Raw genomic sequence first — 13,858 nt, 5'->3', positions numbered from 1 at the left:
GGCTCCTATTTGCCTCACCGTTATTGGTTCGTTCCTCAAACCGGGTTAATTTCCGGCTTCGTATCAATACGAGGTTATGGCCGGCGTCCGCGCCGCATCGCGGCGAAAGGCGATCACGGGTCCTGGACTTGCTGCCAAAGGCGCAGACCGCGCTGAATTCCGGCGGGCCCGACGCCCCAATCCGCTAACTGCGCTGCAGGCGCGAAATGTCGGTGACTTTGACGTTGACGGTGCGCACGCGTCCGTTGCGCATCACCTGGAGCTTGACCTCGTTACCAAGGCCGACGCTCTCGAGCGTGCCGGCCAGATCGGACATGCTGTGGACCTCCTGGCCGTTGGCGCCGATGATCACGTCTTCGACCATTCCGGTTTCGCTGGCTCCGACCAGGCCGGCGCGCGCCGCCGGTGAGTCCGGAAGCGTACGGACCACGACGACACCGTCGATACCAAGCCGCGCCGCCTCGTTCTCGTCGGCCGCGATCACGCCGATGCCGGGCACCGGCACGGTGCCGGTGCGGATGAGCGCCGTGGCGACGCGGTTGACGGCATCGACCGGGATCGCGAAGCCGATGCCGGCCGATGCACCCGAGCCGGAGATGATCGCGGTGTTGAGCCCGATGAGCCGGCCCGCGCTATCGAGCAGCGGGCCGCCGGAATTGCCCGGATTGATCGCCGCATCGGTCTGGATCACGCCGCTGACTTCGTGCGCCGCGGCGGTCGGCAGCCGCCGCTGCAGCGCGCTGACGATGCCGGTGGTCAGCGTCTGCTCCAGCCCGTAGGGATTGCCGATCGCGAAGGCCGCCTGCCCGACCTGCAAATCCGACGAACTGCCGATCGCGATCGGACGCAGCGCCGTGCGCGGCCGCTCGAGTTGCAGCACCGCGAGATCGTAGTTCGGCGCGGTACCGACCACACGCGCGGTGACGAATTCGCCCGACGACAGCCGCGCTCCGAGCGTGCTCGCGCCCTGGATGACGTGATTGTTGGTAATCACGTGGCCGGCCGCGTCCCAGATCACGCCCGAGCCCGACTGCACGCCGCCCTGCTGGGCATCCTGCTGCTCGAACGACGGCGTCGGACGACGGGCCGACTGCGCATAGACGTGTACCACCGAGGGCGATACCCGCTTGAACAGCTCGATTGTCGACAACTCGGCCGGCGCGAGGTCGCCGCGCGCGGTGACGGTGCGCGGGCCGCTGACCGAGAACCACAGCGACGCAAGATACGGTTGCGCCACCCATGCGGTCGCCAACAGCAGCAGCCAGACCACCGCGATGCGCAGCAGCCGCTCGGTGCGCTGCGCCCGCCGCAACTGCGGGTCCGGCGAAGAAGACGACGGCGGAACGGAGGGGGGCATCGGCGGAGGCTTTCTGCAGGCAGCGTCGGAGTTGATATGGGACGCGGTCAGGGGTTCCAGAAGGTTCCGGTCAATGCGCTTCGGCGGGCCAGGTTCCACCCCGGTTTCGACCGGGCGAATGTGAATTCGCGGACATAAACAAGGCTTTGGCCGCCGTCCGGCTAGCGCCGCTTCAGGTCGGGTTCTATATGCGGAACCAGATCGGCACGGCAGCCGACGACAGGTTGAGTGATGGCGGATCCTTTTTCCACGATGATGCTGGTGATCTCGGTGTGGGCGCTCCCGCTACTGATCGCGATCACATTCCATGAGGCCGCCCACGCCTACGCGGCCCGGATGTGCGGCGACGATACGGCTTGGATGTTGGGCCGCGTCACGCTCAATCCGATCAAGCACATCGACCCGTTCGGCACGGTGCTGCTGCCGCTGCTGTTGCTGGCGATGCAGTCCCCGTTCCTGTTCGGCTACGCCAAGCCGGTGCCAGTGAACTTCCGAGGCCTGCGGCATCCCCGCCGTGACATGATCCTGGTGGCGGCGGCAGGTCCCGCGATCAACATCGTGCTGGCGCTCGTGTCCGCGCTTGGATTACGGCTGCTCGGCGACGTGTCGGGAGCCGCCGGCGAATGGCTGCTGCGCAACCTCGCCAACGCGCTGCTGATCAACGTTGTGCTCGCGATCTTCAACCTGATCCCGATCCCGCCGCTCGACGGCGGCCGAATCGCGGTGGGCGCCCTGCCCCGCGTGCTGGCACGGCCGCTGGCGCGTCTCGAACCCTACGGGATGCTGATCCTGATCGGCATCGTCTTCCTCCTCCCGCTCGCCGGCCTTGGCGGCGCCACGCAGTGGATCGCGCAGTCGAGCCGCTACGTCGTCGAGGCCATTCTGAGGCTCACCGGAAACGCATGACGCACGCCACACCCGAGCTCGACCCGCACCACCGCGGCGTTGCAAATTCCGCCCGCCACACGGGAACGTTTAGCCGGCGAAGCCGTTTCGAAGCTTTCCGGAGTTTGGAATGACGGAACGGACCACGCCCGAGCGCGAGCTGTTCGAAAGCGAGCGGGCGTTCCGGATCCTTGTCCAGGGCGTCACCGACTACGCCATCTACATGCTCGACCCCGCCGGCATCGTGTCGAGCTGGAACACGGGCGCGGCCCGGATCAAGGGCTACCAGGCGTCCGAAATCGTCGGCCAGCATTTTTCGGTTTTCTATCCGCCTGAAGACCGCGCCGCCGGCCTTCCCGAACGCGCCCTCGCCGCCGCGCGCAGCACCGGTCGTTTCGAAGCCGAAGGCTGGCGACTGCGCAAGGACGGCAGCCGGTTTTTCGCCTCAGTCGTCATCGACGCCATCGTCGAGGACGGCGAGTTGATCGGCTTCGCCAAGATCACCAGGGACATCACCGAGAGACTCAAGGCGCGATCGGCGTTGGCCGAGAGTGAAAACCTGTTTCGCCTGCTGGTCCGTAACATCACGGACTACGGGCTCTACATGCTCGATCCCGAAGGCTTCGTGACCAACTGGAATCTCGGCGGCCAGCGGATCAAAGGCTACGTACCCGACGAGATCGTCGGCCAGCACTTCAGCCGGTTCTACACACCGGCCGATCGGAAAGCCGGCAAACCCGCACGCGCGCTGCAGATCGCCCGCACGACCGGCCGCTACGAAGAGGAAGGCTTGCGCGTCCGCAAGGACGGCAGCTTCTTCTGGGCGAGCGTGATCATCGATCCGATCCGCGACGATTCCGGCGAGCTGATCGGGTTCGCCAAGATCACGCGCGACATCACCGAGCGTCGCGACGCTCAGCAGAAACTGGAGCGCGTTCAGGCCGAGCTCGCCGAGTCTCGAAAGATGGACGCGCTCGGCCAACTCACCGGCGGCGTCGCGCACGACTTCAATAACCTGCTGATGGGGCTTGCCGGCGGACTGCATCGTATCAAGCGATCGAGCAGCGACCCCGCCATTCTCAACACGATCTCCGCCATGGAAAGCGCGATCAAGCGCGGCGGCGGACTGACGAGGCAGTTGCTCACCTTCGCGCGACGCCAGCAGGTCCATCCCACCCAGCTCGATCTCGCGCAGACCGTGTTGTCGATGCAGGAAGTGCTGAGAGCGGGGCTACGCGGCAACGTCGCGCTGTCGGTCGATATCGCGCCGAACGTCTGGCCGGTGCTCGCCGATCCGGGCGAACTGGAAACCGCGCTCGTCAATCTGGTGATCAACGCCCGCGACGCGCTGATCGAGGGCGGCGACGTGGTGATCAGCGCCACCAACCATCCCGCCGGCCCGCAGGACTCCGGTGACACCGTCCGTATCTCGGTGAAGGACAACGGCGTCGGCATTCCGCCGGACGTGCTCGCCAAGGTGTTCGATCCGTTTTTCACCACCAAGCCGGTCGGCCAAGGGACGGGTCTCGGACTTTCGCAAGTCCACGGGTTTGCCAACCAGGCCGGCGGCCGCGTCGAGGTCGAGAGCCGTCTCGGCGAAGGCACCGAAGTGATGATCTGGCTGCCGCGGGCGCAGGATCAGCGGACGGAGGACGACGCGAGGTCTGTCGATAAGTCGGCTGGTACCGTCCTCCTTGTCGAGGACAATCCCGAGGTCGCCAGCGCCGGCGCCATGCTGCTGGAAGAGCTTGGATACCGGGTGAAATGGGCCCCGGACGCGGAGACCGCACTGACCGAGATCGAGAACGATGGCATCGACGTCGTGTTCAGCGACATCGTTATGCCCGGCAGGCTGGACGGCCTGGGCCTCGCCCGGCGGCTGAAGCGGAAATATCCGTCTCTGCCGATCATCCTCACGACCGGATACAGCGACGCGGCCCTGCGCTCCGAACTCGAATTCCCGATGGTCCGAAAGCCCTACGAGCTCCACGAGCTCAGCCGCGCCTTCGACAGCGTCACGGGACGCGGCAACTAGATCAACGAACGGAGCGCGGCTGCCCCCGGGCGGAAGACTTCCGGCGCAAAGGCAGCTCCTGCCCTCTAGGCGCAGCGAAGTCGGGTCAGATCGGGATGTTCACCGCAGGATCAAGGATGGTGGGGGAGGCAGGACTCGAACCTGCGAAGCCATGAGGCGGCTGATTTACAGTCAGCTCCCTTTGCCACTCGGGACACTCCCCCGCCCGTGCCGCCGACCGAACGCCTGTGGCAGGCAAAACCGGAACCGGACAGCCGCAGCGAGCCCGCGGGCGGGCCTGCAACGCGGCGCGGTTATGGGCGATACCGGGGGGCCAAGTCAACCAATCACATGACAATTTCTCTGGCCAATAAGCAGCATGGGGAAATTGCCTTGGCGGCGGCCGCGTGAGAGAAGCGCGCGATGAGTCCCAAAGACCGAAATCCGCGCTTTCAGCGCCGTGACGACCGCCCCCGCGGCGGGCCGCCGCGCTTCGACCGCCGCGCCCCGCGCGAACGCGAGCCGGACGGCATCGCGATTCTGTACGGCTGGCACACCGTCACCGCCGCGCTGGCCAATCCGAAGCGCCGGATCCGCAAGCTGCTGCTGACCGAAAACGCCGCCCGCAAGCTCGCCGACGAGGGAATCGTCCCCAAGCCGGCGCCTGAGATCGTGCGTCCGGGCGACATCGACCGCCGGCTGGGACCGGACGCGGTGCACCAGGGCATGCTGGCGGAGGCCGATCCGCTGGATGGGCCTTCGATCGACACCCTGCCCTCCGACGGCATCGTGCTGGTGCTCGACCAGATCACCGATCCGCACAATGTCGGCGCGATCCTGCGCTCGGCGGCGGCATTCGCCGTGAAGGCGATCGTCACCACCGCCCGGCACAGCCCGGAAGCGACCGGCGTGCTGGCGAAATCGGCGTCGGGCGCGCTGGAGTTGGTGCCGTTGGTGCTGGTGCAGAACCTCGCCCGTGCGTTGACCGAGCTCAACCAGCGCGGCTTTCTCACCGTCGGGCTCGACAGCGAAGGCAGCGCCGATCTCGCCGCGGTCGAGCTGCATGCGCCGCTGGCGCTGGTGCTCGGCGCCGAGGGCAAGGGCCTGCGGCAGCTCACACGCGAGACCTGCAGCGTGGTGGCGCGGCTCGACATGCCGGGCGAGATCAAGAGCCTCAACGTCTCCAACGCCGCGGCGCTGGCGCTTTATATCGGCAGCAGCCGGCTCGGCCTGATGGGCTGAGCGACCGCCTCGAAACGGACACGCGAACGCCCGTCCGCATCGCTGCGGACGGGCGTTTGCCGTTCGGCCATGCCAATCAGTAGTTGCGGCGCAGCACCGGGCCGTGCGGACGGTGATAGCGCGGTGCGCCATAATGGCCGCGATAGGCGGCGCCGTGATACATGCCGTAGCGATGGTGATGCCGGACGTGGCGGCGGCCATAGCTGTACACCACCGGACCAGTGGCAACCGGCCCACCGATGTATTGATGCGTCATCGCATTGGCGTAGACACCGCCGGTGTAGGCCGATCCGGTGCGCCACACCGACACCGGGCGATCGTCGTAGGTCGCGACCGGCGCGAAATTGCCTGGCCCCGAATAGGTCGGCCCCTGATTGACGTAGTAGTAACGCGTCGGGTCGGGCAGACGCTCGAACGCGGCGGAGCCATAACCGGCACTGTAGCCGTAGTTATACGGCAGATAGGCCGGCGAACCGCAGGCGCTCACCGCGCCGCACGGCGCGCAGCCGTCGGCCGCGAACAGGCCGCCGCCGCAGGCCAACGCCGGCGCGGCGCTGACGGTCACGACGGCCACCGCCGCCACCAAACCCGAAATCATCTGACGCATGGTACTCTCCGGATGGGTGCTGTTTCTTGGTTTGTTATCGTGGTCGATTGGCGAACGAGATCTTCGAAAGCAGCGTTAGCCGCGCGGCCCGCGGAAATTCGGCGGCAGACGCCCGCCGCCCTCGTCCAGCGGTGGCGCGATGATCACCTGCGGCGGATCCATCGGCATCGGCGGCGCAGTGGGCTGCGGCGGCCGCGACTCCACCTCCCAGGATTGATGGAAGCTCTCGGCCGGCTTCGGCAGCTGTCGATTCGCCGGCGGCTCGATCTCCAGCCGGCCGTAGCCCGGCAGCCGATTCGAGCCTGGATAATAGTGGCCGACCTCCGGCAAGCGGACCGGGCGGCTGCCGTAGAATGTCGGCTGCCGATGCACGCCGCGCTCCAGCCCCCAATCGCCCTCGACCACCGTGTAGGACACGTCACGGCCGTTGATGATGATCGGCACACCGGGCCGCCCTGGAATCACCACGCCGAAGCCGCCGCTGTCGGCGCAGGCAGGCGCCGCAGTCGCAGTCATGAGCAGGATCGCCAACGCGGCGCGCGCAGTCGGAGGTTTCATAGCCATGCCACCGAAGGTAGTTGAAAAGCTTGCCGGATCGGTTAAGGCGCCGCAGCGAAGCGCCGGTAAGCCTAACGCACGACGCGGAATCCGGGTCCGATCGCTCGGCGTGACCAGCGAATCGTTAACGCGGGCGGAGTCGGAAACCTTCCAGAGAGATGCATGGTGCCGGCGGAGAGGATCGAACTCCCGACCTTCGGTTTACAAAACCGCTGCACTACCGCTGTGCTACGCCGGCGAGGCACGCTTTCGCCGAGACAGCTAGCAGCGTGCGCCGTTGGCGACAAGACCGGCAGGGGTAAGTTTATCCAAACCGCGCGGACCGCTCACAGTTCGATCGTCATCAGAGACGTATCGAATCCCTTCCAGATGGCCCGATCGATGATCCTCCAACCGAGACGCTGATAGAATCCCACTGCGTCCGTCGTGTACAGAAACAGCCGGGGATGCCGACGGCTGTGGGCTTCACGTTCGATAGCGCGGACCAGCGCTTCACCGACGCCAGCGCGCCGATGCTCAGGCGCCACATACAGGCCGGCGAGCCATGGCGACACGTCGTGAACCGGGTCGATCTCCGACGGCACAAGCAGGCAGGTTCCGGCCACGGCGCCCTTCCGCTTCACGATCAGCGCCACCTGATGAGCCGGGTCGGCGACGAACGCCTCGAGGGAGCGCAACTCTGCCGCAACGTCGGTGGCGAGCACGGCGAAGCTTTCCGCCCGCCAGCCGGCGCACACGCCGAGCTCAGGGGCGCCCGGGGTCAGCGCGATGATTTCTATCCCATTCATGTCAGGCCAACATTGTGGGCCACCTGCCGCGGTGATCATCCGGCACATCCTCTTGGGCCGCTCGCTGCATCCGTTAGGAACCGATCGGATACGAACGCCTTTTGCCTCCATGAGCAAAGACAAATTCGACGACCCGAGCCGTAAAGGCAACGAGCCCGCTCCGCTGCTGATGATCGCCGTTGCGGTGATCCCGCTGCTGGGCGTCGCGGCCTGGATGCTGCTGGGGTAATCCTGGCGGCGCCTGGCAAGGCACAGCACGACGGCGCAGTGTGCCGCAGGCTCGCTCCCCCAAAGACGGCCGGGAGCTGGTGTGCTGGTTGTCGCTCGCAGCGCTAGTGGCGCGACGCCAGCGCCGCCACTATCCGGCCCTGAACCACCACGCCAAGCCAGATCACCAGCGTCGACAGCGCGGCGGCGGCGATCACGAGACCATCGACTTCGGACATCGGACTGTTCCCCGTGGACAGATCCTTCGGCCGCTGCAGCGGAGCGGACGAGGCGCCGCTTGTGCGGGCCTGCTGTATGCATACAGCAGCCAGAATATCGCGCTGCTCGGCACCACCGGCTTTGATGCCGATCAACCGCCGCTTGTTGTCGCCTCGCCCTCGCCTAGAGCCAACGCGCCAGCACTACGACGTTGACCGCGCAGGCCACCAGGAGTGCCAGCGTCAGGCCGACCGGGATCCCCGCGAGCAGGGTTTTCGAGATCGTCGTCATGCGACGACCATCGGGCGATTCTGGTTCCCGAGTCCCGCCCGATATTTTTCCGGCGATTTAACACTCGTTAACCTTCGATTCCCAGCCCTCAGGGGCCTGCCCGGCAACGAAAAAGGCCGGCGCGAGGGCCGGCCTTTCGGAATGCGGACAGGGCTGCTTCAGTACTTCGCAACTGCCGGGCCACCCCAGCCGAAGCGATAGTTGATGCCCGCCTTGACGGTGTGGTCGTCGTTGCGGAACGAGGTGCCGACCACGTCGGCCGGACCGCCGGTGAAGTTGGTGTCGCCGAACTTGTAGTACTGGTACTCGACCTTGGCGGACCAACTCGGCGCGAACATGTATTCGAGGCCGGCACCGACCGTGTAGCCGTCGTTGCGGCTGCCGGAGGTGGAATACCCCGCGGCCGCGCCGGTGGCGTCGAGCACGCCGAGACTGGAGTCGCGGAAGGCGTAACCGCCCTTGGCGTAGAGCAGCGCCGGACCCCAAGTGTAGCCGAGGCGGCCGGTGACCGAGCCGAGGCCACGGGTGTTCTCGGTCGCGGTGCTGCCGCCGGAGAACAGCACGCCGGTATTGTTCGAGGCCATCCAGCTGTACTGCGCCTCGACACCGACCACCCAATTGGGCGCGAACTGATAGTCGAAGCCGCCCTGCACGCCGCCCATGAAACGGCCGGCGTCGCTCTGGATGTTGTTACTTCCGGCGAACGCTCCGCCGACGTTGCCGCCGATGTAGAAGCCGGTCCAATTATACACCACTTCGGGCGCAGTGTAGGCCGGCGCCGGCGGCGCCTTGGTATAGGTGCGCGGGCCGAGATCGGCAGCGAAAGCGGGCGCGGTGAGCGCGCAGACCGCGACGGCGCTGAGCAGATACTTCTTCATCGTGTCCCTCGTTCGATGTCGTCCGATGTGCTCAGAACAAGATGGCGCGAGTTTGGTTGCCCGGCGGCAAGGCCGCAGCAAGGTTGGAGCCGGAGTGTGACGGCCTCGCAACAGACCGGAACTCGCCCGGACTTACAGGTTAGTCGTCGCGGGTTGTGATTTGGTCCGCGCTATCGCGACAATTTTTCCAGCTCGGGATACGGCGCGTAAACCGCGGCCGCGCACAGATCCTGAGCATTGCCGGCGACGCGATCGAGCCTGCCGTTGACGTGGACGATCGCCAGCTCCTGCGGCCGGCCGCCCTGCGGGGTGAAACGCAGACACGACACGAAACGCATTCGCCCGCTGACCTCGCGCTGCACCGGCTCGGCCATCATCGCGTCGCGCAGGCCGACCGGATTGTTGAGGTAGCTGCGGAGAAACGCCGGAATCTCGCTGCGATAGTTCGCCGGAAACGGCTGCACGGCGTCGCCGCCGGCATCGGGCGGGCCGGACTCGCCGCCGGTGATACAACCGCCGAGCGTGGCGACGGCGGCGAACGCGAACGCGAAGCGGCGGACGGAAGCGGGCACGGGCGGCTCTTGATTCAAAATCAGCAACGCCGCAGCAATAACCGCTTCGCGCGTTGAATCAAACCCGGCTGCACGTCAGGCGTGCCGCGGCCGCGCCGGGGGTGGTGGACCGGTGCGGCCGCAGCGTTCGATCCTCAGCCGCGCTTGGGGGCTGCGGGGCGGATCGAAGCCTTCGACAGATGCTGCTTGGCGGGCGCCTTCACGCCGACCTTGCCGCCGGTCTTGACGGTCTTCGCATCGAGCTTGGCGAGGTGCTGATGGCCGCGCAGGCTGCTCTGCTTGTTGAGCTTGTGATGCACGGCGCGGTGGTGATGGCGCGCCACCTTGGCCTTCGCCTTCGGCGCAACATTGGTCTGCGCCATCGGCGTCGCGGCCGGCTTGGCGGCGTCCGTCGCTGCGGCGGCGGGCGCGGCCGGCGTCTTCTCGGCCCCGGCGGCGAAGGCCGGCGCGGTGAGCATCGAGACGGCGAGCAGAGCGGCTGACAGGGACTTGATCATGATGGTCTCCTTCGTTGAACGAAGTCTGTTGCAAAATCACAGCCGGCTGGTGAAGCTTGGATCGTGAGCCCGCCGGCCGGGCCTCCGATCATGTCGCGACGCTAGGCCGCAGCGTTTGAACCGAAGCTGAAGTGAAACGGCAGCTTCGGTTCATCCGTATGAACAGCCTGTCAGCTTCGCGGCGGCGTGCGGCCGCGGCGGGAATGAACGGCGGTGCGCGGGGTTGAAGACGTTCTGATACCTCGGCCGCACCTTGTGGATCGGCTTGCTACCAGGAGACATGCGATGACCGGACGACTGCGACTGCTCGCCTTTGCCCTGCTCTCGGCCGCGCTGATCGCGCCGCCGGCGCTCACCGCCGCCTATGCGGCGGGCGACTCCACCCCCTCGCCGCCGCCTTCCTCGGACAGCAAGTCCGGCGACAAGAAGAAGGACAAGAAGTCCGAGCGGCAATTCCAGGACGGCTATCGCGCCGCCTATGCGACCGTCTACGACCGTGCCGACTACGCGGTGGCGATCGATCAGCTCAAGGCGCTGCATCACGACGACAACGCCTCGGTGGCGACGCTGATCGGCTATTCGTATCGCAAGCTCGGCGACTACAAGCTGGCGCAGGCTTGGTACGAGCGCGCGCTGAAGACCGATCCGAACCACACCAAGACCTGGCAGTATTACGGCCTATGGCAGGTCGAACAGGGCAACCGGGAGCGCGCGCAATATCATCTCGATCGCATCGCGGCGCTGTGCGGCAACACGAGCTGCGAGGAATACACCTCGCTCGCCGCGGCGATCGCCGGCGCCGGCAGCTCGTACTGATCGCGCGCTGCACGCGCATCTTTGCCGCCGATATCGCGGCGCCGGCGCACTCAGCCGCCCGGCGTCGCGCCTTCGCCACGCGCCGGCGGCACGCCGCATCCGCGCGGACGGCTCGACAAACCGCGGAAACGTCGTATAGACGACGGCGACGAAATCCGCTTCAGTCGCGGCGTTTCGAGCCAGAGCCTGCGCCGAGCCCGCCTCATGAATTCATCTCCGCGACATGACCGCATCGCCTTCGTGGCGAGCACCGGCGTCGAAGCGCAGGCCGCGCTGGCGCAGCTGACGTCGCAATACGGCAATCACGATCCGCAGGACGCCGACGTCGTCGTCGCGCTCGGCGGCGACGGCCTGATGCTGCAGACGCTGCATCAGCACATGCGGACCGGCAAGCCGATCTACGGCATGCATCGCGGCACGGTCGGCTTCCTGATGAACGAGTATTCGACGCACGATCTGCATCGCCGGCTCAAAGCGGCGCGCGAGACCGTGATCCATCCGCTCTTGATGCGCGCCACCGATATCTACGGCGAAGTGCACATCCACCACGCCATCAACGAAGTCTCGCTGTTCCGCCAGAGCCATCAGGCGGCGCGGCTGCGCATCATCATCGACGAGCGCGAGCGCATGCACGAACTCGTCGCCGACGGCATTCTGGTCGCGACGCCGGCTGGCTCGACCGCCTCCAACCTGTCGGCGCAGGGCCCGATCCTGCCGATCAACGCGCAGTTACTTGCGCTGACGCCGATCTCGGCGTTCCGGCCGCGGCGCTGGCGCGGCGCACTCTTGCCCGACAACGCTTTCGTGGTGATCGAAGTGCTCGAAGTCGACAAGCGCCCGGTCGCCGCCGTCGCCGATCACGACGAAGCCCGAGACGTCCGCCGCGTCGAAGTGATTTCCGACAAGACCATCGCGATGCGCATGCTGTTCGACCCGGGGCATAGCCTCGAAGAGCGGATCCTCAGCGAACAGTTCGGGACGTAGTCGGGCAGCTCGCCGCAAGCGCTGTAGCGGCGAATGAGAAGCGGTGGTGGCTGGCGCGGTGCGCAGTCCTCCCGGACGGTGGCTTCTATCGATAAATCAACGGGTTAGCCGCACTGCGCGGCGACGCACGGCGGTTTTTTCTGCGAACGCTTCGCCGTTAGGATGCGACGTTGATTTCGCTGAGTTTTTCGTTCCGGGCCGTTGCGGCAAACTGGTGACAAACTGGCGGCACGTGCGCAGCCCGACCCAATCCTCTTGCGAACGAATCGCAGCCACTGCGCCCACCGGGGAGGCGGTAGCTTTTTCCTGCTGCGGCGAAACGTGTCCAGCCCGCCACAGGCGAATATGACAATATTCCTTCTTCATGTGACCCGCCCGCCACAGCACGCCAATGCGAAGGAGTTGCAGGACGCGGGCCAGTCCGCGGCTCGGGCACCGCAGTACCTCCCTGGCCGGCGCAGCCATGCTGTAGGCGCAGAGCAACTTGGCGAGTTGGCGCCCCCCGTCGAGCAGCTCAACGTTCATCAGACCGACCTCGCCGCGCCGATTAGTTCGTAGTTCCGGCCTCTCCTGCGGCGCGCGGCTCCTTGCGCATCGCCTCGATGATCTTCATCGTCTCGACGCTGACACGCGTGACCTTCATCAAAAGGTCGATCACCTTCTCCTTGTGATCAGCGAACCGATAGGTGTTGAACTTCTCGCGGATGGTCGGGTCCTTCGGCGTCTTCTCTTTGTACTGATCGAGAATCCATTCCAGCGCCGAGCGATTGCCGAGCCGATAAGTCCAGGCCTGCGGCGGCACGCCGCTGAGCTGGGTTTCGGAATCGAGAAGGATGATGCCATTGTCCTTGTCCGCTTTCAGCAGCGGCTTCGGCGACAGCTCGGCAGTCCGTGACTTCGCGTCAGGCACGTCGATCCGCTTAAGCTCCCACGGACTCGCCATCTCGTAGCCGATGTGCAGACCGAGCAGCGCTTCGCCCCAGTTCGCCCATTTGGTGAAGTTGTCGTAGAACGGAATCCGCGGAAACTCGCGTTTGAGATTTTGGGCGTAGGTTTCGCGATAGATCGGATCGTGCAGCACGGCGTAGACGTAGCGGAAGATGTCGTCCTTCGTAATCGGACGCTTCGGTTTTTTGCTGGACGCATAGTAAGAACGGAATCGACTCAATGACCAGTCGGTGATGTTGTCTGCGGGCTCCCCGTTCGCGAATCGAAACCGGGGAACCTGTTGATAAGCATCAACTGCAGCACCGAAGTGCAGGTCTGCCACGCCATCGACGGCAAGGACACAATAGTCGGTTCGCGACCCGACATCGCTAAAACAAATAGAGATGTTCTCCGATCCGGGAGGGAACATCTCCGCTGATGATCCCGCCTCGTCAATGAAGAGGCTCGACTGATACAGCCAGCGTTGGCAATACGGTCTGTAGCTGGCAATTGCGATTCTCTGCTGCTGAAACGACTCCCGCCTCCCTTGATTCAGTCTTCGCTTCAGGTTGCGAGACCATTTGATCGCCTCTGGGAATTCCGTCGAATTCGACTTTGTCCGATCGTATTTCTCAACAAAATAATCGACTTTCTTGACGAGGCTCGTCCGGTCGACGTCGTACAACCACTCATCCCGATTCGTGGAGATGCCGAGCGAATACAGTTTGAAGATTGCACGTTCCTGCCTAGGCGCTTTTGCAGCTTTTGTTGCCTTGCTAGCAAGAGGCGCGAATGTCTCAAAATCATTCTCATCGATTCCAACCCAGTTGCCGTTCTTATCCGGCTTGAGGCTAGAAAACTGCCGATCGTTGATCTGATGATTTTTGAGGAAGTCGCTTTTCTCATCAGCCTTTGCATAGTCACGAACAGCTTGGTAATGGATCTGGCACCCTTTCGCGCCAATCCGCTTAATGAAGAACGAGATTGCTACTACAACCTTGATTTCGTCCCCGAAT

15 protein-coding genes and 2 tRNA genes are annotated in these 13,858 nt (G+C 65.2%); 5 read left to right on the top strand and 12 right to left on the bottom strand.

What is annotated here, in order from left to right:
- Positions 1-184: 184 nt before the first annotated feature.
- Entirely contained in the window at positions 185-1,357 is a 1,173-nt protein-coding gene (locus ACOJTD_RS14815) for a S1C family serine protease (RefSeq protein ID WP_420133659.1), read from the bottom strand.
- Positions 1,358-1,588: 231 nt separating this feature from the next.
- On the opposite strand from ACOJTD_RS14815, the gene ACOJTD_RS14810 reads away from it, so the two are divergent.
- Together ACOJTD_RS14810 and ACOJTD_RS14805 are read left to right on the top strand one after the other, a co-directional pair.
- Entirely contained in the window at positions 1,589-2,263 is a 675-nt protein-coding gene (locus tag ACOJTD_RS14810) for a site-2 protease family protein (RefSeq protein WP_420133658.1), read from the top strand.
- 109 nt (positions 2,264-2,372) lie between these two features.
- A complete protein-coding gene (locus ACOJTD_RS14805) occupies positions 2,373-4,277 on the top strand; it encodes a PAS domain S-box protein (protein ID WP_420133657.1) in 1,905 nt (634 codons plus the stop codon).
- A gap of 117 nt (positions 4,278-4,394) precedes the next feature.
- On the opposite strand, the gene ACOJTD_RS14800 is transcribed toward ACOJTD_RS14805, so the two are convergent.
- Positions 4,395-4,480 (bottom strand) — tRNA-Tyr (locus ACOJTD_RS14800).
- Positions 4,481-4,679: 199 nt separating this feature from the next.
- On the opposite strand from ACOJTD_RS14800, the gene rlmB reads away from it, so the two are divergent.
- Entirely contained in the window at positions 4,680-5,498 is an 819-nt protein-coding gene (gene rlmB / locus ACOJTD_RS14795; RefSeq protein ID WP_420133656.1) for a 23S rRNA (guanosine(2251)-2'-O)-methyltransferase RlmB, read from the top strand.
- 76 nt (positions 5,499-5,574) lie between these two features.
- Here the strand turns inward: rlmB and ACOJTD_RS14790 are convergent, their stop codons facing one another.
- The 8 genes from ACOJTD_RS14790 to ACOJTD_RS14755 form a co-directional block, all read right to left on the bottom strand.
- Positions 5,575-6,105 carry a hypothetical protein gene (locus tag ACOJTD_RS14790; RefSeq protein WP_420133655.1) on the bottom strand — a complete coding sequence of 177 codons (531 nt, stop codon included), beginning with the start codon at positions 6,103-6,105 and terminating at the stop codon, positions 5,575-5,577.
- Between the two features lie 75 nt (positions 6,106-6,180).
- Positions 6,181-6,669, bottom strand: a complete 489-nt coding sequence (locus tag ACOJTD_RS14785; protein ID WP_420133654.1) for a hypothetical protein — start codon at positions 6,667-6,669, stop codon at positions 6,181-6,183.
- A gap of 157 nt (positions 6,670-6,826) precedes the next feature.
- Positions 6,827-6,901: transfer RNA gene (locus tag ACOJTD_RS14780), tRNA-Thr, on the bottom strand.
- Between the two features lie 88 nt (positions 6,902-6,989).
- Complete coding sequence (locus ACOJTD_RS14775; RefSeq protein ID WP_420133653.1) at positions 6,990-7,490, bottom strand: GNAT family N-acetyltransferase; 501 nt, start codon at positions 7,488-7,490, stop codon at positions 6,990-6,992.
- A 293-nt stretch (positions 7,491-7,783) separates the two neighbouring features.
- Entirely contained in the window at positions 7,784-7,897 is a 114-nt protein-coding gene (locus ACOJTD_RS14770; RefSeq protein WP_420133652.1) for a sodium:solute symporter, read from the bottom strand.
- Positions 7,898-8,326: 429 nt separating this feature from the next.
- Positions 8,327-9,046 (bottom strand): outer membrane protein, encoded by a 720-nt coding sequence (locus tag ACOJTD_RS14765; protein WP_420133651.1) that lies wholly within the window; start codon positions 9,044-9,046, stop codon positions 8,327-8,329.
- Positions 9,047-9,216: 170 nt separating this feature from the next.
- Positions 9,217-9,618 carry a hypothetical protein gene (locus ACOJTD_RS14760; RefSeq protein WP_420133650.1) on the bottom strand — a complete coding sequence of 134 codons (402 nt, stop codon included), beginning with the start codon at positions 9,616-9,618 and terminating at the stop codon, positions 9,217-9,219.
- A gap of 134 nt (positions 9,619-9,752) precedes the next feature.
- Positions 9,753-10,115 carry a His-rich protein BRANT gene (locus tag ACOJTD_RS14755; protein ID WP_420133649.1) on the bottom strand — a complete coding sequence of 121 codons (363 nt, stop codon included), beginning with the start codon at positions 10,113-10,115 and terminating at the stop codon, positions 9,753-9,755.
- 285 nt (positions 10,116-10,400) lie between these two features.
- Between ACOJTD_RS14755 and ACOJTD_RS14750 the strand changes: the two genes are divergently transcribed.
- On the top strand, positions 10,401-10,931 hold the full coding sequence (locus ACOJTD_RS14750; RefSeq protein WP_420133648.1) for a tetratricopeptide repeat protein: 531 nt from the start codon (positions 10,401-10,403) through the stop codon (positions 10,929-10,931).
- 204 nt (positions 10,932-11,135) lie between these two features.
- Positions 11,136-11,915: an NAD kinase gene (locus ACOJTD_RS14745; RefSeq protein WP_420133647.1), complete on the top strand. Its 780-nt coding sequence runs from the start codon at positions 11,136-11,138 to the stop codon at positions 11,913-11,915.
- Positions 11,916-12,011: 96 nt separating this feature from the next.
- Here the strand turns inward: ACOJTD_RS14745 and ACOJTD_RS14740 are convergent, their stop codons facing one another.
- The gene (locus ACOJTD_RS14740) at positions 12,012-12,440 is read right to left on the bottom strand and encodes a hypothetical protein (RefSeq protein ID WP_420133646.1); all 429 of its coding nucleotides are present in this window, start codon (positions 12,438-12,440) and stop codon (positions 12,012-12,014) included.
- Positions 12,441-12,462: 22 nt separating this feature from the next.
- Positions 12,463-13,858: type ISP restriction/modification enzyme (locus tag ACOJTD_RS14735; RefSeq protein ID WP_420133645.1), on the bottom strand; the 1,396-nt coding region annotated here is incomplete at its 5' end.

This window comes from Rhodopseudomonas sp., assembly GCF_048594845.1.
Taxonomy (GTDB): domain Bacteria; phylum Pseudomonadota; class Alphaproteobacteria; order Rhizobiales; family Xanthobacteraceae; genus Rhodopseudomonas.
This window is presented reverse-complemented; position numbering and strand designations above follow the sequence as displayed.